We start from the raw sequence: 23,132 nt of genomic DNA on the forward strand, positions 1-23,132 counted from the left end.
GACAAGCCCACCGCCACAGCCAACATTGGAGTCGTCGGTCTGGCGGTGATGGGCTCCAACCTCGCCCGCAACCTCGCCAGCCGCGAGGGCAACACTGTCGCGGTGTTCAACCGCTCCTTTGGTCGCACCCAGACGCTGATCAGCGAGCACCCCGAGGCGGGCTTTGTCGCCTCCGAGACCATCGAGGACTTCGCCGCCTCCCTCACCACTCCTCGCACTGCGATCATCATGGTGCAGGCGGGTCGCGGCACCGACGCCGTTATCGAGCAGTTGACCCGGGTCTTCGAGCCGGGCGACATCATTGTCGATGGCGGCAACGCGCTCTTCACCGACACGATCCGCCGCGAGAAGGCCGTGCGCGAGAGCGGCATCCACTTCGTCGGCACCGGCATCTCGGGCGGCGAGGAGGGCGCGCTGAAGGGCCCCTCGATCATGCCCGGCGGCTCGGTGGAGTCGTACCAGACCCTCGGCCCGATCCTCTCGTCCATCGCCGCGATCGCCGAGGGCGAGCCGTGCGTCACCCACATCGGCACCGACGGCGCTGGCCACTTCGTCAAGATGATTCACAACGGCATCGAGTACGCCGACATGCAGCTCATCGCCGAGGCGTATGACCTGCTCCGCACCGTCGGCGGTCACGAGCCCGCCGCCATCGCCGAGGTGTTCGACGCCTGGAACAAGGGCGACCTCGAGTCGTACCTCATCGAAATCACCGCCGAGGTGCTCCGCCAGGTCGACGCCGACACCGGGAAGCCTTTCCTCGACATCGTCCTGGACCAGGCCGGTTCCAAGGGCACCGGCGTCTGGACCGTGCAGAACGCGCTCGACCTCGGCGTCCCCGTTGGCGGCATCGCCGAAGCCGTGTTCGCCCGCGCTGTCTCGTCGCACCCGGAGCAGCGCGCGGCCGTGCAGGAACGCGTCACGTCACGACCGACTCCGGTCGAGCGGTACGACGGCTTCGAGGACGATGTGCGCGCCGCCCTCTACGCGTCGAAGGTCGTCGCCTACTCGCAGGGATTTGACGCAATCATTGCGGGGGCCGAAAAGTACGGCTGGGAGATCGATAAGGGTGCGGTCGCCAAGATCTGGCGCGCGGGCTGCATCATCCGCGCGCAGTTCCTCAACCGAATCGTCGACGCGTACGACGAGAACGCCGCGATCACGACCCTGCTTGAGGACCCGTACTTCGCCGAGGCCGTGGCGAACGGAGAAGCCGCCTGGCGCCGCATCGTCTCGACCGCTGCCCTCTCGGGCGTGCCGATCCCCGGTTTCGGCGCCGCGCTCTCGTACTACGACTCGCTCGCCTCGAAGCGCCTCCCGGCCGCCCTCGTACAGGGCCAGCGCGACTTCTTCGGCGCGCACACCTACCAGCGCGTCGACAAGGAGGGCACCTTCCACACGCTGTGGTCGGGCGACCGCACCGAGGTCGAGCAGGACCCGTCCACGCACTGACGCGCGCCGCGGCGCTCCTCGAGGCTCGCGCAGTGCAAGGTCCACAACGGCGGAGATTCTTCGCGCTCATCACGTCCCGCCCTCGGATCAACAAGTCGGCCAGGCGTTCCACGAACGTGATCGCGACGGATCTGCCGTGGGCTTCCATGAGCAGGTCATCCTCCCCCGCGCGAGGATTCACCAATCGGATGCTTCCTCGGGCCGGTCATCGATGCGCACCATGCCCATACTGCGCTTGCCAGTGCTTCCCCAAGCGGCCGACAGCGCTCGGCACTGGTGTGCTTCGGGCGGAGCAGGATGTCCTCGCGGGCGATGTCACCTGAGGGTGGGCGTAGCGTTCAGCGCCTCGACGACCGCTTGAGCGAAGGTCCTCCTGCTACGCTCTGAGCAATAATCGCAATCCAGGATGGGGAACGGGATGGCTCTGTTTAAGCGCAGTAAGAAGAAGCCGCAACCGACGGACCGCATCGAGTGGGTTACAGCGACGGCGCGACGGATACTTGCCGAGCGGGGCGTCGAGACCACGGTGAAGCATGGCAAGAAACCTGAAGAGGTGATGCTTGTCGGTGCTGGCGTGCAGATCTACCCGCTCTTCACCCTGCTTGCAAAAACGAACGGAGCGTCGACTGCTGAGGCGGAGCACATCATCGCCGAGCACCTTGCGCCGCTCCCCTCCTCCGCCGCGATGCCCGACATCGCGAACTTTTCGCCCGAGGAACTCCGTGTCCGCATCCGCACGCGTCTTCTGAATAACTCCGAGGGCCAGCCAGACGACCCTACGCTCCACTACGCCCGGCCGTTTTCGGATGATATCTTCCTGGCGCTGTGCATCGACCTTCCCCACACCGTGATCGTGCTCACCGACGCAAACATGCGCACGCTCGCACTGGGTGAGGATGAGCTGTACGCCTTCGGACAGCTGAATACCGACCGCGAGGCCATTGACCAACGATATGAGGCATCTCCTGGAGTCGAGGTCGTGGTCGGCAATTCTCTCTTCACCGCCTCAAAGGCTGCGAATCTTCCCGCGATACTCGGCTCCGCCCCCTTCGGAACCCTCTTTACGGTTCCGCATCGACACATGCTTATCACCCTGCGTCTCACAGGGCCGGAGACCCTCGAATCGGTGGAGAATCTCATCGGAGTGACCATGCGGGCTATCGGCCACGGGTTGGTACCCGGGGGCGTGATCTCACCGAACGTGCATTTCTCTCGCGGAGGTCTGGTCAGTAGCATCTCGTCGATCGACGAGACGGGTACTATGACCATCCGCGTCGATGATCGGCTGCGGCAAGCACTCGAAGACTCGGCCACTAACCGGTGACCTCCTCTTACCACCCGAGGTCCCGATGCACAACGCCCTGTCCCGCACACTGATTGAGCTGACCTACGTTTTCTCGACAGGGTAAATAGTCGTCTCAGCGGTGAGACTTCGGTCTCACCTTGAGGCTTATCCACACTCCGATTGATCGAGGTGAATTCGCGCATATCGGTCACGAATAAGACCGGCTGATTAGCGGGCCGGAAGACTCTCACCCGGAAGAAACTCCCAGCTGACACCACGACCCTCGCCCATTACTGCGCAACTCACCAGAGTGCTAGGCCGTAGCTTCAGCGACAACACCGAGAACGAATCGCAACCTGCCAGTCGGCCGACGAAAACACGAGAACTCTCAACTGGACGAGGCCAGCAGACCGGCGAGTCGAAGACTTCCCACTCACGGTGAGGCCAAATGGAACGCCTGCCGCTGGCTTCAAACAGTACCTTCTTTTGCGTCCAGCGACGCGTGACGAACGCATGAGAATGGCCTGACCTCTCGCCAGTCATCAAACTCCCTCTTGGCGAGAAATCGCCGCACGAACGAAGTTCCATGACTCCGAATGCGCTCAATGTCTATCCTGACGCCTGCGGAGGAAGCAGCCACCGCGACCAGGCCAGGTACATGAGAGCGCGAAACTCGAAGCTGACTTATTCCACTCCGCGACGATGTCGATGATTCGATCTCCCGAAAAAATGACTTCTGCGACTCAACTGCTGACCGTAATTGATGATCATGGCTCCTACCGGTCAAGATCACCACCGATCACGATCATCACATGAACCCGGCCTTAGAGAAATTCTTCTCACACTAGAGTAGACAGAGACAAGCGTCGCACCCGTGGCCGCATGTGCTCGATCATCCGTCATGATCGCGCGCGCACCTCGTCCAGGACCATGTCGCCAATTCCACGAGTAGCAGTCCACCCCAAGTGCTCACGAGCCTTGTCAACATCCGCCCATATCGCCGCTACATCGCCAGCGCGTCGAGGACGCATTACTGGTTCCGCGCTGGAATTACCTGCTTGAAGCATTTCCCGCACAATCTGCCACACAGAGATCCCGACGCCCCGGCCTATATTGTAGACATCCGACACGCCTTCACTGAGCGCAGCCATAGCCCGAAGATGAGCATCAACCACGTCTTGTACATGCACGTAGTCTCTCACAGCCGTCCTATCAGCGGTCGGATAATCGATGCCGAAGATCTCGGCAGGCTCGCCGGAAAGTACCGACTCGGCCAGACGCGGAAAAAGAGTCTCACCGCCTCGGTCTGCGAGCAACGGCGAAGTACACCCCGCGACATTAAAATACCGCAGCGATATCCATCTAATTCCGACGCTATCGCAAACCTCTCGTATTGCCATCTCGGCTGCCAGCTTTGAGGTGCCGTACGGACTCACAGGTAAGAGAGCGTCATTCTCGCGTACCGGTCCACTACGCGACGGGCTGCCATACACCGCCGCACTTGACGAGAACACCAATTTTGTCATCCCCATCTGACTAGCTACATCAAGGAGAGAGAGCGTTCCAGCTACATTCACGCTCCAATATTTTCCCGGACAAGTCACTGATTCTTTCACCGATTTCTTCGCCGCAAGGTGAAAGACACCCGATGGACGAGAGCCCCGAAGCTCGAATATGAGACGATCAGACTCCGCGATATCCGCTACAATGAGTCGCACGTCGGCGGGAAGACGAGCTGGGTCACCCGTCGAAAGATCATCGATCACTGTGACAGTATGATTCAACCCCCGCAAGGCTGCAACGAGATGTGCGCCAATGTAACCAGCACCTCCAGTCACTATCCAATGCTGAACCAATCGTTACCTCCTCATTAGCGTCGGCGACTAGCGTCGCCACCTCATCGTGAAGGACGCGACGCCAATAGCGACACACCCGACCGCTGATGTTACAAGAACCGCAAACCATATTGATTGCGACGACCCAAAAAGAACTGCTCGGACAATTTCCGAGGCGTAGGTCGCCGGATTGAACCTTCCAACAGCAACAAGCCAAGAGGGCAACAGATCCGGATGGATGACAATAGGTCCAAGCCCGGTCATCAACACAGTGATCGCCAAAGTTAAAGAGGAAGCCTCCTCGAGTGAACGCGAAAGACTTCCGATCATCGCGCCGAGTGCCACAAACGGAAGCATGACCAGAGCGAGAAGCGGCAGAAGATACCAACTCACATCGAGCACGACGCCTACAAGAGGAGCTGACACAACGCTCGTCACCAAGACTGCCGGAAGTGCCAACAGACCAAAGGAGACCATACTGGACAAGATCAACGCCGTCGACCGAATCGGAAATGACGAAAGGTAAACGATCGTCCCCATGTGCTTCATAAATGCAAAGTTGGACGCCACACGCCCCAGCGTCTCGAACATCACAGCAAGAGTTATACTTCCGCTGACAACGTATGTGGTCGCGCCAGCGATGTTCGAAGATCCTGCGTAAAGTCCCAAACCGAGGCTTGTCATCACCGGCGCTAAGAATCCGGTTAGTAGCATCTGGGGCCAGGACCATCTCCAGTTGGTCAGTTGCATGACGACAAGAGCGTAGACAGCCACGAGGAAGCGCACGGACGGAACGTAGGCCAGGACAGCGGGGGCCTTATGAGTATGTGTCATAGATGTCCTCCACGGACGACGACCGCATCCGGAGGTGGGGAACTCCGAGGTCTTGAATCTCCCGAAGAAGATCGGGGACCAATCGTCCCGCTATGGCGGCATGCAGATTACCGGCCACGACCCTTCCGGGCGTCTCTCCACGAGAGTATCGGCGGAATATCTCCGACAATCGATCGCTATCCGGTCCGGCCTCTATGTGGATCACCGACTCAGCAAAACGCACAACAGACCTCGCATCACTTTCGCCTACGATGAGTCCATCCCGCATAATAATAACTCGGTCAAATAGTGCCGCCGCCTCGTGTGGCACATGAGTCACGACGAGAACCGTCTTCGCGCTCCTCTTCATTTTCTCGACGATTCCCCACACAAGCTCCCTCTTTTGCGCGTCGAGGTCGTTCGTAGGCTCGTCAAGCAAAAGGATCGGAAGATCACCCACCAAACTTACTGCGAACTGAAGCAGCCTCACCTGCCCGCCCGACATCGACAGAGTAGGGCGTGACAGAAGAGGAGCGCAATCGAGAAGTGACACAACCCGGTCGACCTCCTCCCTGGCTGCCCTACCTCGCAGCCCCCTTAGCCTTGCCGTAAGCACTAGGGACTCCTTGCCAGTCAGGTTATTGAAGGCACCGCCACTCTGCGGCATGTATGCCACCACTTGACTAGGCCAAGGACGCGAAGGAACTACGTGCTCACCCAGACATTCGACCTGGCCTTTCGATGGCGCTATCACGCCCGCGAGAAGCTTAGTGAGCGTACTCTTTCCCGAGCCGTTCCTTCCTAACAGGGCAACTGTCTGCCCGCGCTCGAGTCTAAGATCGGCTATTTGTACGACCGGCCCGGAAGCACGCCCATACCGTTTCGAAACGCCGCGCAAAATAAAGGCCGCCTCGCGAGACGGAAGCTGCTCGACGCTCGCTTGAAAAGACGCACGATCACGAGACATTGAAGCACAAACTCCCACGTCTAGAGAACACCATTTCAAAAGCTTCGGCCCTGCTGAACCCAGCTTGCGCACCACGAACAACGGCGAGCCCCTCGACAGCCTCGTGTGATCGTGGATGGGGGAACGGCCCCAACTCTTCCTCGTACAAAGAAAGAGCTGCCAGCTTCGCACTCATGTATTCGGAGACATCGACAAAAGTATTAGGGCGAAAGGCGTTAGTTATACCGAAGCCCTGCTCAGTGGACGAAAGAGTTTCGATGAGCATGAACTCAGTCAGGAATGGTCGGACAAAAGTTCGTGACGCGTACAGAACTGCAGCACACAGGCTTCGGTGATCCGCGTGAATATCCTGCGATGCGTGAGTAAACACCACCTGAGGTCGAACCTCTTCGATAACCCGTTCTACATATCGAACGACCTCTGACTGTTGCTGATCGGCTAGGAGCCGACCGTCCAGCCCGTGCGAACCGAACAGACATCGACTCACGCCGAGAAGAGACGCTGCGTGCGATGTTCGAGCTCGTACAGAATCGAGCGATGCAGTGCCGTGCCGGAGCCCAACACCTTCGCAGGCCACCGCCACGAAGACTTCGACGCCAGACGCAGAGAGCGATGCGAGAGTTCCCCCCACGCCCAATACCTCGTCATCAGGATGGGCGACAATCGCAAGAGCCCGAGCCATTAGATGCGTTCTCGATGGTCAAAGGTTTCAGCTCCTGCGCGCACAAGAGCTCCCATGGCGTAAAGGTCCGAGACGAGCGAGGAAGGAGCCGAACCGCTCGAAAGTAACGAGGGCCGATCTTCACGCACAGAATTCGCCAACAGGTCAAACTCCTCAGGTCCAACTTCGATCAAATTTGAGGTGCGAGGCACGAAGAGGTAGCCACCAAAGTCCTCCGCACGTACCCGAACTCCGTCCCAGGACAGTTCCGAGAGCATCTCGGCATCGTCCCGCTTGAGGAGGGCAGCAGATTCGATCGCACGAGCGAACACCCGCGCTCGAGGCTCGAATCTGAACTCAACACGTGCGGTCCGCGAAGCCTCTTGGCCAAGGGACTCTGCGAGCTCCGCGTCACCCAACAGGCGAAGGAGCTGGCCCGTGCGTTCCTCATCGGAGTAGACGAGGATTCCGTTATCCTCGTGGCGAACAAATTCGGATACGCCTCCAACAGCGTCCGCAATCACGGGCAGCCCGGCAGCCATCGCCTCCTTAAGGGCAAGCGGACCGGTCTCGGCAGCCTGACTGGTAAACAGGAATATATCAGCGGCTTTGAAGAACCTGGAAACGTCGCGACGATAACCGTAAAACCGCACACGATCCATAACGCCGAGGTCGGTGGCGGTCGCGCGTAGCGACTCTTCCTCTGGCCCTCCGCCCACGATCACAAGGTGCACATCGTGATGGATAGATGACGCCTGAGCGAATGTTCGCAACGCGCTGTCGAGCTGCTTCTCCCACGAAAGGCGCGCTGCGACGAGAACGACCCGCTCGCCATCGTGAAGTTTGAGGTCCCTTCTTACAGCGGCGCGGTCGATCTCCTCCAACTCCCTGAAGTAAGAAGACCTCATCCCACTAGGTAGCACCCGAACATCCGGCGATGACTCAGCACGATCGAGGAACTCGAACTGGTTGTACCTTTGCTCGTCGGACGTCGCGAAGAGAAGATCTAACGACTCGACACTCTGACGCGTCTCCAGATCGTCGTCCAGTGGGAAACCGGAGTGCCGAATCAGGACCGATACGGCCTGTGGGTTGAAGAGGCCTTTGACAGCCGAAAAATCGCGCCGGCCCGACGTAACAAAGGCGTGAAAGGAATAGTTTTCTTCGCACCCGAGCAGAGCTTTGCGGCTTTCGATTGCGATGAAATCGTCGACTTCCTCCACCCGCAAATTGCTACGACGGGCTTCAGCGGAAAATTCCGAATGTCTTTCGGCGACAACGAGGATCTCGTGTCGGAGCTCTTCGAGCTCTACCGCAAGCGCATGCATGTAAGCATGCTTCCCTCCCCACACCTTGTCAGACACAGTTATCAGGATCTTCACTTAATCATCCTTTCTCGCAAAATTTTATAGAGCGCCGATAGTCAGATGCACGGTCGGCACCGGTGACGATAAAGACGAAAGCGAGACCGATTGCTTGGCCGGCCAGTACATCAGTGGGAAAATGCACTCCTAAAATGACCCGAGACCAGGACACAGCGGCCCACAGCATCGCGAGGGACATTGCGAGCACTAGCCGTCGTCTTCCTCTCATCAGAGGTACCCCAATGAGAGCGACAGAACCACATATTATAGTGATCGTGATTGCGTGTCCCGAGGGAAAGCTATACCCAGGAACGACGTTTAATGCTGAACTCGGTTCGCAATTCGGACGTGGTCGTCCGACGGCCTCTTTGAGGTACACACCAAGACGAGCTGCTGCGACGCTCGCTATCGCGATTCCAGCCGAAAGTCTAAATCTAGCCGCAATCATGCTGGTGAGAACACAGACAGCGCTGAGCGCCAACGAGCACATCGGGCTTCCCACATTCGTCATGAAGGTAGCCGCCTGAAATACGTTACTATCACCTGACGCGAGAGTATGTACCCGGCAGACGAACGATAGCTCCTCGTGCACAGCACGAAGTGGAATAATAAGCACCCCTCCCACCACGATGCTCCATGCTGCCGCGCTCAAATGATGATCGATGGCGCGGGTTGAGCTTGCGGCGCACAACGTGAGACAGGGGGATCGCGCCGGGCGAAGGCTGTGAAGTCTGGAACACATCACGAAAAAGCCCTTGCGATAAGGCTTGCGTTGTGGCCGCCGAATCCGAACGAGTTGGACATAAATGGTTGATCTTGACGGATGCCGATTGACTCCGTAAGAGCACGAATTCTTATATCGGGGCCGCGAGCGCTGAGATTAGCGATCGCCGGAGCATAACCGCTTCTGGTGAGGAGCAGATCAGTAACAAGCTCGAACGCACCCGACGCCCCCATCATGTGTCCGGTGGCACCCTTATATGCTGTGACCGGTGTGGACGATCCAAACAGAGCCGCAATTGCGTTCGCTTCATAGAGATCGTTGAGCATCGTTCCAGTACCGTGCGCGTTGACGTGGGAGATCTCCTCATCGTCCAGGCCACCGGATGCAAGCGCTTCCTCCATGCAACGCCGGATGAGAAGAGCGTCTGGTCTTGGAGAGACCACGTGGTAGGCGTCCGAGTTCGACGCGAAGCCAAGGATTTCCCCGAAAATATCGGCGCCGCGTTGACGAGCCTTCTCCCAGTTCTCGAGCACCAAGAAGGCCGCTCCCTCAGCGAGCACAAATCCGGTCCGAGCGGCATCGAACGGCCGGCCGCGCTCCGATGGCTCGCCACGGTGCTGTGCCAAAGCGCCCATCCGGCCGAATGCAAGGACCGCCGTGGGACTGACCGGCGCATCCGTTCCCCCTGCCAGAGCCAATTCCGCGCGACCGTCCTGGATCGCGGTATAAGCTCGCCCTACGGCGCTGGTACCGCTTGCGCAAGCAGTAGAAATAGTCTCCGCCGGACCATGTATACCGAAGGCGAGAGAAAGAGCTGCGGCCGGTCCATTAATCATCATCTTTGGTGCAGCGAAGGGGCCTGGGCGTTGTTTTGTCAGAGACGACGCTGCAACAATCTCCTCTGCGGAGGCGAGCCCGGCCGCTGCGCTTCCCACAGAAATTAGCGCTCTCGTCAGGCGCGTGCTGTTGCGCAACCCAGTCACGTCGACAGCCTCCTTTGCGGCTGCTACCGCAAGGGCGACCGCACGATCACTTCGACGGGCGACTTGGGGCGAGATATCCGTTCCCCACTCGAAAGCAGCGACGTGCCCGGCCGCCACGGGCTCACCGAGTTCTTTCGAAAGCGCGGCATTGAGGGTTGTAAATCCTCTGGCTGTCTGCATCGACTCCGCCGCTGCAGTTGCCGTTCCTCCCGCTGGCGACACCGCACCCACGCCTACAACCGCTACACGATTCCTTATCATGGTCTTTGTCTCTCCTTGCTCCGAGAAGTCGTTGCAGAGTTATCGAGCGCACGCGCCGCGCCGTCTCGCCGTAATCGTGCAGACGTGCGAACTCGATGAGTCCATCTGGACCGACATCAAGGAGGTCAGCCATACTTCCGTCATTCCCGAAGGTATCTATGACCCCCGACCTGTCCCTTTGCCCGTTCCTGCCAACCGAGCGCCGCGCCCGATAAGCAATCGCTAGTTCCATCAAGCCGAAGAGAACTTCAGCGTTTTCGTGCAAGATATGCGACGGCACGGCCAGATGTAGAAGTCCGATCGCGACGGCATCCAAACCCGTCAGGTAGGTCTGCGGAGTTACTCGATCGAACAAAATTTCCTTCGCGACGATCTGTGAAGTCAATTGTGACACCAGTCCCACACCGCCCCACGATGGAAGAAACCCGTGTCCGGACTCGGGAAATCCTATGGCCCGAACAGTAGATGTCGCCACGCGCAGGTCGCAGTGCAACGCCAATTCAAGGCCACCGCCGAGGGCGACTCCGTTCACCAGAGCAACTGTGGGTATAGGCGCAGTTCGTAACTGTTCCATCACCTGGAGCCCACGATCTATGAAATTCCCGACGTCGGAGGCACTCTGCACCCTGAACGAGTGAACATCAGCCCCCACGCTGAAGAATCCGCGTGTCCCGGTGATCACCAAACCTACAGCATTCGCCTGGAACGCACGAGCGAGATCCCGTTCTAAACCTAATAACATTGAGGCGTCGAGGATGTTTCCTTTGGTTCTCTTGGTCCCACCACCCAGCCTTATCACTCGTAAGGGCAACCCTCCGTCAACGTGATAGACCTCATCCACACCAGTCACCTCGGAAACGGAAAGCGATCTACATCGAGCAGAGCTTCGCGGTCGCGTGCTTTTATCGATCGTCATGGCAGGAGACCGCCTAGATTCAGTTCATGTTGTATGACCTTACGCAGATCTGTAATGGCACGGACAGAAGCTACTCCCCCGGTGTCAAATCCATAGGTGCGGAAAAAGCCGGACATCTCACTCCTCGCGGGAGAATCGCCATGCGAGGCAGAACACACCTCACGAATGAGACCATCTTGCTCATAGCAAAACTCAAGGTTCGAACCCGCGATCAGCGTCATCTGTCCTAGTCTTTTCGACCTAGACCGGGCCTGGGAACCAGAACCGATGCTGCCAACAGAAACTCCCGGTAAATGGTCTTTTACGAAAGCTTCTATACGCCTGATATCCTCGAGACCAATTCGGCGCTCAGAATAAAGGTACGAACAATTGCTGTCGCCCTGGACAGTCGCGTCATGATCAAGACCCAATATCTCTAACGCCACATTCGGATTAACATGCTTCGATACCCAATCAATTCCGTGATCCGAGAAAAAGAGAAATTTCGTCTCATGTCCGAAGCTTTTTGCTAAAGTCTCAATATTTTCTGCGATTTCCCGATAAATCGACAATAGCAGCTTACGGGCCTTCAACCGCTGGTCAGGAGCTCCTTTCACCAAGTACCAGTACAAGAATTCTTGTGCGTGGTCGACTTGGTTGTATCGTACAAACAGCACTTCGGGCCCAGATTGCTCGACTGCACGAAGCGCTGTAGATGTTATCCACTCGATACGTGGCGATTCGAAGAAATTGACTCCCTCACCAAGATGGTATTCAGCTGCGAGGGAACAAGGGCCATCTTCTTTGCAAGAGAAAGCATCAAAGTTCGGTGTCGCCAGCGTTAGTACCGAAGTGCCTAGCTCGATGGCGATATCTGGCCCTTCGAGATCTCCGCGGTATCGTGCCCCCACTGAAATAGGCCCTGCTCTAAGGTTAAACTGGAATCGCTGCATGTCTGCGCCGAGATACCAGGCCTCGCCGTCGACGCTGATTACACAGCCAGTCGGTCCTGTGACAGAAACAAAAGAGAACTCAACGTCCTCTCCGAAGAAGACTGACGCCTCCGCGCTCCCGTCCTTTCCCAGCACAATTGTCCTGCTCGGAGCGTAAATACAGTAGACAGAGGGCGACCCTAGCGGTGATGAGATATTGAAGGTGTGGGGAAAGTGTACCGCGGCCCACGAATAGCCAGCGGCGTCTAGATCAGTGAGCAAGGAACTCGTATACATGCTGTGATTCTCATATGCATGAATACTGAGCAATGGGTTGTGGGAAGCAGATCGAATTGCGCGGACGCTCTCGTCCTCCCAGAACCGATTTCCCACAATCCCGTGATCCTCGGGCTCAAGCCCTGTGAGAAAGGAGGCATGAGCGGGAGCAGTCGAGGACGGAAATACGGTGGCTAGCTCGTACACATCTGAGCTTTGCTTTTCTCGAAATAGTTGCGAGAAATCGCCCAGACCCACCTCGTCAACCCAGGCAGCTTTGCCACCATCTACGCAGAGGACGACAAGACTAGGTCGACGCTTGCCGGTGCCGGGTAACATCAGATCTCCCCCATTCCAAAACTGTTGTGCCTTAGGACCGTCCACGCTCCGGCCCGTGGCCGAGCGGACCGTAGTGTCAGGTGATCACGTTGCCAGAGTTGCTCCCAAGCTCGACAACATGGGAACCCGCACTCGTGTCGAGGACGGCGTCGATCGCACCGCTGTGCGTTACGGTAGCCACGCATGATGCGCCCAAACCAATGACCTCATCAAGGAACTTGCAAACTTGTAAAGGACGAAAGCCCGGATTCATCGCGTTGGACCAGTTCGGATCTGCTCAGTCTTTGGCGGAGCGGTATTGCCCTCATCGAGTCCCCCTAGCTACCTTTCCAATTCGAGTGTCGATCATGGCGCTTACGCCCAGAATTGTTGCGATAAGCTCCGCACTCCGTTGCTCGCGTCAGTAAGAGGACTCCTCGCTCCGGTAGACAAACGTTAGCCACCACAGCCCCGACCTGCTCCGCACCACCCGCAGCTACCGCGCCACCGGGCGTATCATGGCGAGGTCGAATGAAGTGGACCACGACACTTCAATCTTGATTGTTCGCTTGGCAAATAGTCGCCCACGCTCGCACCCGTGGGACCATTTCCGTATGCCTCTGTGCTCGAATGAGCACTCAGATGTCCTCCCTTACCGAGTCTGAGTTCTCTGTCTTTCCTGCGATTGCATTACACACGTCGCCTACAGTCTGAGCTTCGCGCATACGATGATCGTCGATCTCGACTTTGAATTGCTCCTCAAGATCTGAAATCAACTCTACCTGCTCCATCGAATCGAGATGAAGATCCCGGAGAGATGTGTGTATTGTCGGGACGTCCTCCGCTGCCCACCCCTCGCCTTTCTCCGCCAGCAGTTCACCTGCCCTTGTGATCAAGACCGAGAAAACTTCTGTAGCGCTCGTCATCATCGCACCTCGTATCCTTCGAAGATCTGTCGATCTAACAGCGACGTAAAGCCATAGTCAGTCCGATGGCCGTCTTCCGGAGCAAACTCCCAGAAAATCTCGCGAAGCTTGTCTTCGGGGTACTCAGCCTGTTCGCGTTCTAGCTGTTCCTGTCCTTGCTCCCAAATATAGCGAAGAGGCCTGTCCTTGAGGTTTCCCAATGGCGCAGCACTGTACAGCCTGCTCATCGTGACATCACCGGTTGCCGAGATGGCGATGCTAGTGTCCCTGACTCGATAGGGATACATTACGACATCATCGTAGGACGGCGTCTTCTCTTTCACAAGATATGGAGCGTTGAGACGCAGATCGAATTCTACTGGTGAGACATCCTCCTGAAACTCGCGCACCTTACGATGCAGAGCCATGGTCTGCCCCTCGGTGAGGAGAAGCCGATTTCGTCCGCCTCGACCGTGTGCGCGCACTAAAATCAGGTCTTGCCGACGGAATCCTTCGTGCCGGAGGTACTCCGTGAGGTCAAGCAGATTGTCGTAGTTCGTGGTCATAGCCGTTGTCAGGATCTTAAAGCTATCGACCCGCTTAGCTAGATAGGCGGCGTTCGTCATCACCTGTTCAAACACGTCCAGAAGCCGAACCTTTAAGAACGTCTCACGTGTACCATCCACACTTACCCGTACCGAATTTATGCCTTGCTCAACGATCTGATCGAGCTGTTCGGGTGTGAGATTGGCGGCGTTTGTAATGAGGGTGACTATGGAGTGCTTCAGCTCAGGAACGACCTCAATAACGTCCCAGAAGCTCTTCCGCATTGTCGGTTCACCACCTGTAAGAGTGATCTCAAACGTTCCAAGTTCATCCAACTGCCGAAGAGTATCTTGAAGCTGCTCGGTCCCGAGCATACGGCGGCGTATGTGGACGGGAATCTCTCCAGTGTTCGTTCTGCAATGAATGCATCGAAGATCACACGCGTACGTGATGTCTACGCTTGCCCTGACCGGTGCTGAGTAGCTCATTCTCTCGCTTTCTTCTCTTCAGCAGTAAGTGCTTCGTTGGCGAAGCGGGGACCCATCGACTTCCACCAGTTCAGCGTCTCGGTCAACCCCACACTCAGCGGTACGTTCGACACTCCAGAACTGTACGCATTGAGCATCGAGACATCGGCCCTGAACTCGCTGATATCATTCTTTCTCGGTCTACCATGCTCAACGTCGACGTTCACGCGACTACTGGTGAGGCACGCCAGCAGGTCTCGGATTGACGACGACACTCCGCTTCCAATGTTCACCACTCGCAGATTCGGGCGCATCGAAATATTCAGTAGATGTTGTGCGGTAGTAGATATGTATGAGAAGTCCCGCCGCTGAGTACCCTCGCCCTCGATCGGGAAGGGCACGTCGGCGACAATCGAAGCACAAACCCTCGGAATAACAGCATCGGGCCTCTCGCCAGGACCATAGACATTGAACAGCCGAGCTATCGTTATATCGACGTGCGAGTTTTTTGCCCGGCTACTCACCAATCGTTCGATCTCTGTTTTACTTTCAGCATACGGGGACCGAGGACGGTACGGGTCTCCCTCTCGATTAGGTAAACGGCTCGCCTCACCATATACTTCGCAGCTGCTAGTAATCACCAACTTCGAGACATTCGCACGCTCAGAGGCCCACAAAACGCGGCGGGTCATGTCAATGTTTCGTTGCTTTATCTGACTGTCGATAAATGAGCGAGGAACACTTTTATCGGCGGCCAAATGAATAACAACATCGACGTCTGAGAGTCGTTCCGGAGTCAGCTCCTCAGCGGATTCCTCATAGCAATCCCCGACCACGGGCAGAAGAGGCTTGGCGGAAAGATTATCAATAATTGTGATGGACGCGCCCGTTTTAGAAAGACGCTCTGCGAGGGCGCGCCCGATGAAACCAGCCCCACCGATGAGAGCTACCTTGCTACCAGCCCAGTTCAAATTCGTCATATCCCCCCTACTCCGTGCCTTTGAAAACAGACCTGGGCACCCGCACCGCTTCTTCGGTGCCGACACCGCTTCCGCCCGCGCCTGAATGCCACACGGGCTCTCAGGTGAGCTGCGATGCAGGGGGAATCGCTCGCCGGAGAGTCGCTATTGAGTGGATAGCGTAACGCCGAGTGTCCACCTTGTCTAGGGGCGTTTCAAGCTGGGCTATTTCTGCGAATGTTGGCTGTCTGACCATAACTGTCGTTGGCTTTTGCACTCCTACGGAGTGCAGCTTAGGAGGCGCGGGCGCGAGCATGTCAAGGCCTGGAACGGTACGCAAGGGCGTGCGAGACGGGTACCGCATCCAGCCAGGCACTACACGAAGGAGCCCGTATGCACGAAGTGATCGCCGCAGGTGAGGAGCCCTGGCGCTGGCTCGTCCCTTTGTATCGGCTAGCGCCCAGGCCAGGTAGGCCTTGCGGCCGCAGGCTGTCTCTCGAGGACATCAGCGACGGAAGCCTAAGGAAATTTGTTCGGGCGACCCCCAGATTCGCGGATCTGCTGTCGCTAGGCTTCTTACATGCTTATGACGTTTTCGTGGCCAAACGAGGCAATACGATCGTTGCAGCGTGCACGGTGAACGGCGCGGGCGAGGGCGAGGTGGGAGAGTTTGCTTTTCTCGCGGATTGCACAGATGAGGTGATCTCAGAGGCGAGTACGGCAGCACTATTCGCACTTCGTGATCAGGGACACAAGTATGCAGTCGTGTCGCGACACTTATCAGCCTCGCTCCAGAGTATCGCCACGAAGATCGCCGATGGTCAGCCGCTGTCTCCGAAGACTCGGGATATCCAGTCCCCCTGGGCTGACATCTTTTTCCCGCTCATCAATCGAAAAACAAAATTTACCGACATGATTACTGTTGCCGACGCATGCATCAGAATTCGGCCAGCTCGGCCATCGGAGCACATCGATGTCGTGCAGTCGATCGCGCGTGATTGGGGTCGCGGTTGGGCGAGCGAGATGGAGGCAGCATTAGTGAGGAGCCCCTCCACGGCGATAATTGCCGTGCCAGCTTCCCAGGAAAGCGGCGCGCGATTCAACTTGCACGCATTCATGGCATATAACGTTACAGCTCCGGGCTTCACTTCTACAACCGCCATAGCGCCGTCCATGCAGGGCGTGAGCCTCGAGCTCGCCGGTGCCCTCTTCGACCGGGTCCTTGATGAACTCGCAAGTCGTGGACATAGGTTCGCGATCTTGGGCGGAGTCAGCCGGAGGGCCGCACTTCTGAGGGCGTCGCGCAATTCGTTCGCCATCCCGGGATCCTATCCAGGCGTGTTCCATGGAAAAGACCCTGTTTTGGAGCCTCCCGACGGCGGGGGCTAGGCCTAGTTACCGATAAGGATGTGGGCGCGTCAAGTGAGTGTTTTTTGCGTTCTCTGGTTGCAGAGACGGTCCGGTTGACGCGTTCGTTTTTCAGTGTGCCGGTGAATGATTCTGCCCACGCGTTGTCGTCGCACACCGGTGCGTCCCAAGGAGCGCGTGATGCCGAGATATTTGGCGATCTCGTCGGAGGTGTAGGAGGCGAGTTCAACCGGTCGATTCAACACTAGATTCTGGGAGAGAGCGAACACCTCGGCTGGTGTCTTCCACGGGAGGACGTTCTGGGGCCTGTATTTACGCGCGGGGCGATGGCTTCGAGGTCTTCGGCGAACCATCTCGAGAGGTTGGTGCCCTTGGGGAAGTACTGTCGCAACAACCCGTTCGTGTTCTCGTTTATCGGCCGTTGCCGGGCGAGTGCAGGTCAGCGAGGAACACCTTCGTGCCGGTGTCGAGCGTGAGTTGCGCGTGTCCGGAGCGTGGGTATGACGAGGCGGATCCTGACCTCGACCTCAGCCCGGGGCCGGGCTGGTCTGCGCGGTGCCGCGGCTACTCCAGGGCCCGTGAGGTACGCGGTGGATCGGGCGGGAGGAGGTCCATCACGTTCACCTTGAGCGCCTCGCAGAGCGCGAACAGAGTCTGCAACGTCGGGTTCGCGGGCGAGCCCGGCTTCGATTCGCCCTTCTCAAACTTCTGGTACGTGTAGCTCGCCAGCCCCGCTGCGTGGGCAATCTGCTCCTGGCTGGCGCCCAGGGCGATGCGGGCACGGTGCATAGTGATGCCGAGTTCGCGGGCGTACGTCGCCCAATCGCGCTCGGGAGTAGGTGTCGACATGCTCGCCAGCTTCCGAGAAGATCGGCCGCCGGTCAGCCATATACAGATGGGAAACTGACGGTGGTCATACCTGCGCGCGCGTTCAACGGTGTCCAGACGACCTGCTTACGCGTCGCCGTCGAACATCGAGGTGACAGACCCGTCGTCGAAGACCTCGTGGATGGCGCGAGCCAGCAGCGGAGCGATCGGCAGAACCGTCAGGCGGTCCCACTTCTTGTCCTCCGGCAGCGGCAGCGTGTCGGTGACGACGACCGAGTCGATGAATTCCGAACTCAGCAGCTCGACCGCCGGCTCCGAGAACACCGCGTGCGTCGCCGCGACGACGACGCCGATCGCGCCGGCCTTCTTCAGCGCCTCCGCGGCCTTCGCAATGGTGCGACCGGTGTCGATGAGGTCATCGACCAGCAGGCACACTCGGCCCTGCACCTCTCCGACGATCTCGTGCACCGAGACCTGGTTTGCGACCTTTGGGTCGCGGCGCTTGTGGATGATCGCGAGCGGCACCCCGAGTTTGTCACTCCAGATATCGGCGACGCGAACGCGCCCCATATCGGGCGAGACGACGGTGAGGGTCGCGGGGTCGAGCTTCTCGCGAAAGTGCTCGAGCAGGACGGGCATCGCAAACAGGTGGTCGACGGGGCCGTCGAAAAAGCCCTGGATCTGCGCGGCATGCAGATCTACCGACATGATGCGATCGGCGCCCGCGGCCTTGAACAGGTCGGCGACAAGGCGGGCCGAGATCGGCTCGCGCCCGCGGCCCTTCTTGTCCTGCCGCGCATAGGGGTAAAAGGGGGCGACCACGGTGATCCGCTTGGCGGAGGCGCGCTTGAGCGCATCGACCATGATCAGCTGCTCCATCAGCCACTCGTTGATCGGCGAGGTATGCGACTGGAGGACGAACACGTCGCCTCCACGCACCGACTCGCCGTAGCGGACGTACAGCTCGCCGTTGGCGAACGTGCGTCCCTCGGTGGTGACGAGTTCGGTCCCGAGCTCGTCGGCGACCGCCTCCGCCAGTGCCGGGTGCGCCCTCCCCGAGACGAGGACCAAGCTCTTGGTGTTGCTGGCGGTGATGCCGGTCACTGTGCTCCGCTTCCTCCGGTGGGCGACTGGTCGGACCCTGCGGGGTCCGACGTCGGGGCGGCCTCGGCTGCGACGGCCGCTGCGGTGCCCGGACGATGGGTCTGCACCCACCCGGCCATGTTGCGCTGCGGAGCGACGGTGATCCCGAGAGCCCCGGCAGGGATGTCCTTACGGACGACCGTGCCAGCGCCCGTGTACGCTCCGTCCCCGATTCTAACGGGGGCGACGAAGACGGTGTGCGACCCGGCGCGCACGTGGGAGCCGACGACGGAGGACGCCTTCGTCACTCCGTCGTAATTCGCGAAGATCGAGCCGGCGCCGATATTCGACTCCTCGCCGATCACCGCGTCGCCGACATAGGAGAGGTGCGGGACCTTCGATCCCGCGCCGATCGTCGCGTTCTTGGTCTCGACGTAGGTGCCGATCTTGCCGCGGTCGCCAAGAACGGTGCCCGGGCGGAGGAACGAGAACGGACCGACCTGGGCCTGCGCGCCGATGACGGCGAGCGTCGCGTCGGAGCGCTTGACGACGGCGTCCTCGCCGACCTCGCAGGAGTCGAGAGTGGTGTCGGGGCCGATGACCGCGCCGGCGGCGATGACGGTCGGTCCCTTGATCTGAGTGCCGGGGAGGATCTCGACATCCGGCGCGAGGACGGCATCGACGTCGATCCAGGTGGTCGCCGGATCCTGGATCGTGACGCCCTCCAGCTGCCAGCGGCGCACGATGCGCGCGTTGAGCTCGAGCGCAGCGTCGGCGAGCTGCGCGCGGTCGTTGATCCCGGCGACGAGCCAGCGGTCCTGCACGGGAACCGCCTCGATGGCGCGGCCGACGGCCTTGAGCGCGGCGGCGGCATCGGTCAGGTACTTCTCGCGCTGAGAGTTCTCGGTGCCGATCGCGCCGATCACCGAGCGGAGCGCGGCGGCGTCGAAGGCGTAGACGCCCGCGTTGATCTCGGTGAGGGTGAGCTGGTCGGCGCTCGCATCCTTCTGCTCGACAATCGAGGCAAAGGCGCCGTCGCCGCCGCGGACGATCCGGCCGAAACCGGTCGGGTCCTCGAGCACGCAGGAGAGCATCGTCAGCGCGTTCGCCGCAGCGAGGTGCTCGTCAACGAGGCGGCGGAGGGTCGGAGCGTCAAGCAACGGCACGTCGGCGCTGAGCACCACGACCGTCCCCGCGAACGACGCGGGCAGGGCGGCGAGGCCGAGCTCGACCGCGCGGCCGGTGCCAGGGACCTCGTCCTGGTCAACGACGAGTGCCGTCGGCGTGTGCTCGAGCACCGCCTCCGCCACCCGCTCCCGCTCGTGGCGCACCACCGTGACGACGTGCGCGGCGTCGAGCGAGGCAGCCGTGTCGAGCACGTGCCCGAGCAGCGGTCGCCCGGCCAGGCGGTGCAGCACCTTCGGGGTGCGGGACTTCATGCGGGTGCCCTGGCCCGCGGCCAGGATCACGACGGCAAGCGTGCTGTCTGCCATGTTCTTCGCGTTCTCCTCCGTGTGCGCACCGTGGGGTGCCGCTCCGCCACCAGGATTCGAACCTGGACCGGACAGCTCCAAAGGCTGCCGTGCTGCCGTTACACCATGGCGGACCGCGCTCTCACGCGCCGTCCATCCTGCCATCCCCGCGCCCCACCCCCTCACTCGGCGCCTCCGCGAAATGTCGCGACATGCCTCCGATCGGTCGAGATCCCCCGCCGCGGCGGCCGATCTCGTCCGGCTCCCGGCACCTCGCGAGCCGCTCAGCCGCCACAATGGACGGGTGAGTGCGAATGACGAGGTCGACGGAATCGTCGACGCATGGGTGCGCGAGCGGCCCGATCTCGACTTCACTCCCCTGCAGGTGTTCTCGCGGATGCGCCGGCTGGCCAAGCAGCTCGAGCGCGCGCGCGGCAGTGCCTTCGGGCGCTCCGAACTCGAAACGTGGGAGTTCGACGTGCTCTCGGCCCTCCGCCGCGCCGGCGCGCCCTACCGGATGAGCCCGAAGCAGCTTCTCCAGGCCACGATGGTCACCAGCGGCACCATGACCAACCGGATCGACCGCCTGGTCGAGCGCCAGTTGGTTGATCGCCTCGACGATCCCAACGACGGCCGCGGCGTGCTGGTGCAGATGACTCCGTCGGGCGTTGCCCGCGTGGACGCCGCGATCACCCGCCTCGTGGATGCGGAGCAGGAGTTGCTCAGCGCGCTCACTCACGCGCAGCAGGAGCGGCTGGCGCAGCTCCTCCGCAAGCTGTCGCTCGATTTCGGCTGAGCGAGACTGCGGCAGTACGACGCAACGTCAGCAAGGACGCGGCACGATGGCGGTGGACCACCCGCGTCCGCTTACGGTGTGTCAGAGTTCGAGCTGCTCCGAGAGCTCGAGCCAGCGGAGTTCGAGTTCAGCGGTCTCGTCCTCGTGAGCACGGAGCGTCTCGTTCAGGGCGAGGATGCCGTCGTAGTCGTCCTGGTCGTGCGTCGCCATCTTCTCGTGCACAGCGGCAATGAGCTGCGTGAGTTTGGCCAGGCGCCGGTCGATCGCCGACACCTCCTTCTCGGCGGAGCGGCGCTCTGCGCCGGCAAGCCCGCTCGAGGAAGGCACGGAGGTGGCCGCGGCCGGCGCCCCCTTCTCGAGAGCGCGACGCAGGTCGAGGTACTGCTCGACGCCTCCGGGCAGGTGCCGGAAGGCGCCGTCCATCACGGCGTACTGCTGGTCGGTGACTCGCTCCAGGAGGTAGCGGTCGTGCGAGACGACGAGCAAAGTGCCGGGCCAGGAGTCGAGTAGGTCCTCGATCGCGGCGAGCATGTCGGTGTCGAGGTCGTTGGTTGGCTCATCGAGGATCAGCACGTTCGGCTCGCTCAGCAGGATCAGCAGCAACTGGAGCCGCCGGCGCTGGCCGCCCGAAAGGTCCTTCACCGGGGTGGACAGCTGGGCGCTGGAGAACCCGAGCCGCTCCAGAAGCTGGCCCGGCGTCATCTCCTTGCCGCCGATCGAGTAGCTGGTGCGCTGTTCGGCGATGATCTCGCGCACAGGCTGGTGCTGCACCTCAGTCAGCTCGCGCAACTGCTGGTCAAGGATCGCGACGCGCACGGTGGTGCCGCGCTTCACGCGCCCGCTGGTCGGCTGCACGCTACCCGCCACGAGGCCCAGGAGGGTCGACTTGCCGGCACCGTTGACGCCGAGGATGCCGGTGCGCTCGCCGGGCGCGATCCGCCACTCGATCCCGTTGAGGACCGTCCGCTCGCCGTAGCGGACGGTCACGTCGAGCAGGTCCACGACATCCTTGCCCAGGCGCGAGACGGCAAGCTGCGAGAGCGAGACCGAATCGCGCACTGGAGGCTCGTCCTCGATCAGCTGGTTCGCGGCGTCGATCCGGAACTTGGGCTTGGCGGTGCGAGCGGGGGCACCGCGGCGCAGCCACGCGAGCTCCTTCTTCATCAGGTTCTGACGCTTGGCCTCCATCGTGGAGGCCATCCGGTCGCGCTCGACGCGCTGGAGGATGTAGGCCGCGTAGCCGCCCTCGAAGGGCTCGACGATCCGATCGTGCACCTCCCAGGTGGCGGTGCAGATCTCGTCGAGGAACCACCGGTCGTGAGTGACGACGGCGAGCCCACCGGAGGACGCGGCCCAGCGGCGCTTGAGGTGCTCGGCGAGCCAGGCGATCCCCTCGACATCGAGGTGGTTGGTGGGCTCATCGAGGAAGACGACGTCCCAGTCGCCGACGAGCAGCTTGGCGAGGGCGACGCGGCGGCGCTGACCGCCCGAGAGAGAGCCGATCACGCCGTCCCAGGGGACGTCGCGGAGGAGTCCGGCGATCACGTCGCGGGTGCGCGCGTCGCCGGCCCACTCGTGCTCCTGCAACCCGCCGACGACGGCCTGGGCGACGGTGAGGTCCTCATCGACGGTGTCGGCCTGGTCGAGCATCCCGAGCGTGACGCCACGGCGGTGGGTGACACGGCCAGAGTCGGGCTCGATGCGCTGCGCGAGCAGGCGCAGGAGGGTCGACTTGCCGTCGCCGTTGCGGCCGACGATCCCAATGCGGTCGCCCTCCTCGATCCCCAGGGAGACGTCGTCGAAAATCACGCGCGTGGGGTACTCGAGTCGCAGCGCCTCAGCGCCGAGCAGATGTGCCATAGAGATCCAGCGTAGGCGCTGGCGCTGGCGTGACCCGCCGCTGTGCCGCCGGCACGCGTGCCGCGCGCGCTGTGCCGCTCTG

The 23,132-nt window shown here is 60.4% G+C and carries 20 protein-coding genes, 1 tRNA gene and 3 pseudogenes; 4 read left to right on the forward strand and 20 right to left on the reverse strand.

Annotated features, from left to right (window positions below):
- The first annotated feature begins 48 nt into the window (after nucleotides 1–48).
- Nucleotides 49–1,452 carry an NADP-dependent phosphogluconate dehydrogenase gene (gene gndA / locus HRF29_RS06120; RefSeq protein ID WP_187698321.1) on the forward strand — a complete coding sequence of 468 codons (1,404 nt, stop codon included), beginning with the start codon at nucleotides 49–51 and terminating at the stop codon, nucleotides 1,450–1,452.
- Nucleotides 1,453–1,870: 418 nt separating this feature from the next.
- Entirely contained in the window at nucleotides 1,871–2,776 is a 906-nt protein-coding gene (locus tag HRF29_RS06125; protein ID WP_173246341.1) for a hypothetical protein, read from the forward strand.
- 860 nt (nucleotides 2,777–3,636) lie between these two features.
- On the opposite strand, the gene galE is transcribed toward HRF29_RS06125, so the two are convergent.
- The 14 genes and pseudogenes from galE to HRF29_RS06185 form a co-directional block, all read right to left on the reverse strand.
- Nucleotides 3,637–4,575 carry a UDP-glucose 4-epimerase GalE gene (gene galE, locus HRF29_RS06130; RefSeq protein WP_173246344.1) on the reverse strand — a complete coding sequence of 313 codons (939 nt, stop codon included), beginning with the start codon at nucleotides 4,573–4,575 and terminating at the stop codon, nucleotides 3,637–3,639.
- Nucleotides 4,576–4,620: 45 nt separating this feature from the next.
- On the reverse strand, nucleotides 4,621–5,358 hold the full coding sequence (locus HRF29_RS06135; protein WP_173246347.1) for an ABC transporter permease: 738 nt from the start codon (nucleotides 5,356–5,358) through the stop codon (nucleotides 4,621–4,623).
- Between the two features lie 31 nt (nucleotides 5,359–5,389).
- Nucleotides 5,390–6,352 carry an ABC transporter ATP-binding protein gene (locus HRF29_RS15130; RefSeq protein ID WP_173246351.1) on the reverse strand — a complete coding sequence of 321 codons (963 nt, stop codon included), beginning with the start codon at nucleotides 6,350–6,352 and terminating at the stop codon, nucleotides 5,390–5,392.
- On the reverse strand, nucleotides 6,342–6,617 hold the full coding sequence (locus tag HRF29_RS14835; protein ID WP_246226789.1) for a PIG-L deacetylase family protein: 276 nt from the start codon (nucleotides 6,615–6,617) through the stop codon (nucleotides 6,342–6,344). Before HRF29_RS14835 ends, HRF29_RS15130 begins: the two co-directional genes overlap by 11 nt.
- 51 nt (nucleotides 6,618–6,668) lie before the next feature.
- A pseudogene (locus tag HRF29_RS15480) lies at nucleotides 6,669–7,034 on the reverse strand (PIG-L deacetylase family protein); the annotation flags it as partial.
- Nucleotides 7,034–8,395 carry a glycosyltransferase gene (locus HRF29_RS06150; RefSeq protein ID WP_173246357.1) on the reverse strand — a complete coding sequence of 454 codons (1,362 nt, stop codon included), beginning with the start codon at nucleotides 8,393–8,395 and terminating at the stop codon, nucleotides 7,034–7,036. The gene HRF29_RS06150 and the pseudogene HRF29_RS15480, both read right to left, overlap by 1 nt.
- Nucleotides 8,396–8,399: 4 nt before the next feature.
- Nucleotides 8,400–9,119 (reverse strand): phosphatase PAP2 family protein, encoded by a 720-nt coding sequence (locus HRF29_RS15485; RefSeq protein WP_425503115.1) that lies wholly within the window; start codon nucleotides 9,117–9,119, stop codon nucleotides 8,400–8,402.
- Nucleotides 9,119–10,315, reverse strand: a complete 1,197-nt coding sequence (locus tag HRF29_RS15290) for a beta-ketoacyl synthase N-terminal-like domain-containing protein (protein ID WP_173246364.1) — start codon at nucleotides 10,313–10,315, stop codon at nucleotides 9,119–9,121. Before HRF29_RS15290 ends, HRF29_RS15485 begins: the two co-directional genes overlap by 1 nt.
- Nucleotides 10,206–11,186 (reverse strand): enoyl-CoA hydratase-related protein, encoded by a 981-nt coding sequence (locus tag HRF29_RS06165; RefSeq protein ID WP_173246367.1) that lies wholly within the window; start codon nucleotides 11,184–11,186, stop codon nucleotides 10,206–10,208. Before HRF29_RS06165 ends, HRF29_RS15290 begins: the two co-directional genes overlap by 110 nt.
- A gap of 71 nt (nucleotides 11,187–11,257) precedes the next feature.
- On the reverse strand, nucleotides 11,258–12,328 hold the full coding sequence (locus HRF29_RS06170; protein WP_246226791.1) for a hypothetical protein: 1,071 nt from the start codon (nucleotides 12,326–12,328) through the stop codon (nucleotides 11,258–11,260).
- Nucleotides 12,329–12,409: 81 nt separating this feature from the next.
- Nucleotides 12,410–12,787, reverse strand: a pseudogene (locus HRF29_RS15490) (alkaline phosphatase family protein); the annotation flags it as partial.
- 617 nt (nucleotides 12,788–13,404) lie between these two features.
- Nucleotides 13,405–13,695 carry an acyl carrier protein gene (locus tag HRF29_RS06175; RefSeq protein WP_173246373.1) on the reverse strand — a complete coding sequence of 97 codons (291 nt, stop codon included), beginning with the start codon at nucleotides 13,693–13,695 and terminating at the stop codon, nucleotides 13,405–13,407.
- Nucleotides 13,692–14,705, reverse strand: a complete 1,014-nt coding sequence (locus HRF29_RS06180; RefSeq protein WP_173246376.1) for a radical SAM protein — start codon at nucleotides 14,703–14,705, stop codon at nucleotides 13,692–13,694. Before HRF29_RS06180 ends, HRF29_RS06175 begins: the two co-directional genes overlap by 4 nt.
- A complete protein-coding gene (locus tag HRF29_RS06185; protein WP_173246379.1) occupies nucleotides 14,702–15,664 on the reverse strand; it encodes an NAD-dependent epimerase/dehydratase family protein in 963 nt (320 codons plus the stop codon). Before HRF29_RS06185 ends, HRF29_RS06180 begins: the two co-directional genes overlap by 4 nt.
- A gap of 372 nt (nucleotides 15,665–16,036) precedes the next feature.
- Here HRF29_RS06185 and HRF29_RS06190 point away from each other — a divergent pair, with 372 nt between their 5' ends.
- Nucleotides 16,037–17,032, forward strand: coding sequence for a hypothetical protein (locus tag HRF29_RS06190; protein WP_173246382.1), 996 nt, complete (start codon nucleotides 16,037–16,039; stop codon nucleotides 17,030–17,032).
- Between the two features lie 242 nt (nucleotides 17,033–17,274).
- Here HRF29_RS06190 and HRF29_RS06195 read toward each other — a convergent pair.
- The 5 genes and pseudogenes from HRF29_RS06195 to HRF29_RS06215 form a co-directional block, all read right to left on the reverse strand.
- A pseudogene (locus HRF29_RS06195) lies at nucleotides 17,275–17,503 on the reverse strand (transposase); the annotation flags it as partial.
- A 72-nt stretch (nucleotides 17,504–17,575) separates the two neighbouring features.
- On the reverse strand, nucleotides 17,576–17,860 hold the full coding sequence (locus tag HRF29_RS06200) for a helix-turn-helix domain-containing protein (protein ID WP_173246385.1): 285 nt from the start codon (nucleotides 17,858–17,860) through the stop codon (nucleotides 17,576–17,578).
- A gap of 105 nt (nucleotides 17,861–17,965) precedes the next feature.
- Complete coding sequence (locus HRF29_RS06205; RefSeq protein WP_173246388.1) at nucleotides 17,966–18,943, reverse strand: ribose-phosphate diphosphokinase; 978 nt, start codon at nucleotides 18,941–18,943, stop codon at nucleotides 17,966–17,968.
- Nucleotides 18,940–20,415 carry a bifunctional UDP-N-acetylglucosamine diphosphorylase/glucosamine-1-phosphate N-acetyltransferase GlmU gene (gene glmU / locus HRF29_RS06210; protein ID WP_173246392.1) on the reverse strand — a complete coding sequence of 492 codons (1,476 nt, stop codon included), beginning with the start codon at nucleotides 20,413–20,415 and terminating at the stop codon, nucleotides 18,940–18,942. The genes HRF29_RS06205 and glmU overlap by 4 nt, the downstream gene beginning before the upstream one ends.
- Before the next feature lie 41 nt (nucleotides 20,416–20,456).
- Nucleotides 20,457–20,528, reverse strand: a tRNA-Gln gene (locus HRF29_RS06215).
- A gap of 170 nt (nucleotides 20,529–20,698) precedes the next feature.
- Here HRF29_RS06215 and HRF29_RS06220 point away from each other — a divergent pair.
- Nucleotides 20,699–21,190, forward strand: coding sequence for a MarR family winged helix-turn-helix transcriptional regulator (locus HRF29_RS06220; RefSeq protein WP_343043670.1), 492 nt, complete (start codon nucleotides 20,699–20,701; stop codon nucleotides 21,188–21,190).
- Nucleotides 21,191–21,271: 81 nt separating this feature from the next.
- Here HRF29_RS06220 and HRF29_RS06225 read toward each other — a convergent pair whose 3' ends face one another.
- Nucleotides 21,272–23,050 carry an ABC-F family ATP-binding cassette domain-containing protein gene (locus HRF29_RS06225; protein WP_173246399.1) on the reverse strand — a complete coding sequence of 593 codons (1,779 nt, stop codon included), beginning with the start codon at nucleotides 23,048–23,050 and terminating at the stop codon, nucleotides 21,272–21,274.
- Nucleotides 23,051–23,132 lie beyond the last annotated feature (82 nt).

The sequence above is a fragment of the Rathayibacter agropyri genome, assembly GCF_013249015.1.
Lineage (GTDB): Bacteria > Actinomycetota > Actinomycetes > Actinomycetales > Microbacteriaceae > Rathayibacter > Rathayibacter agropyri.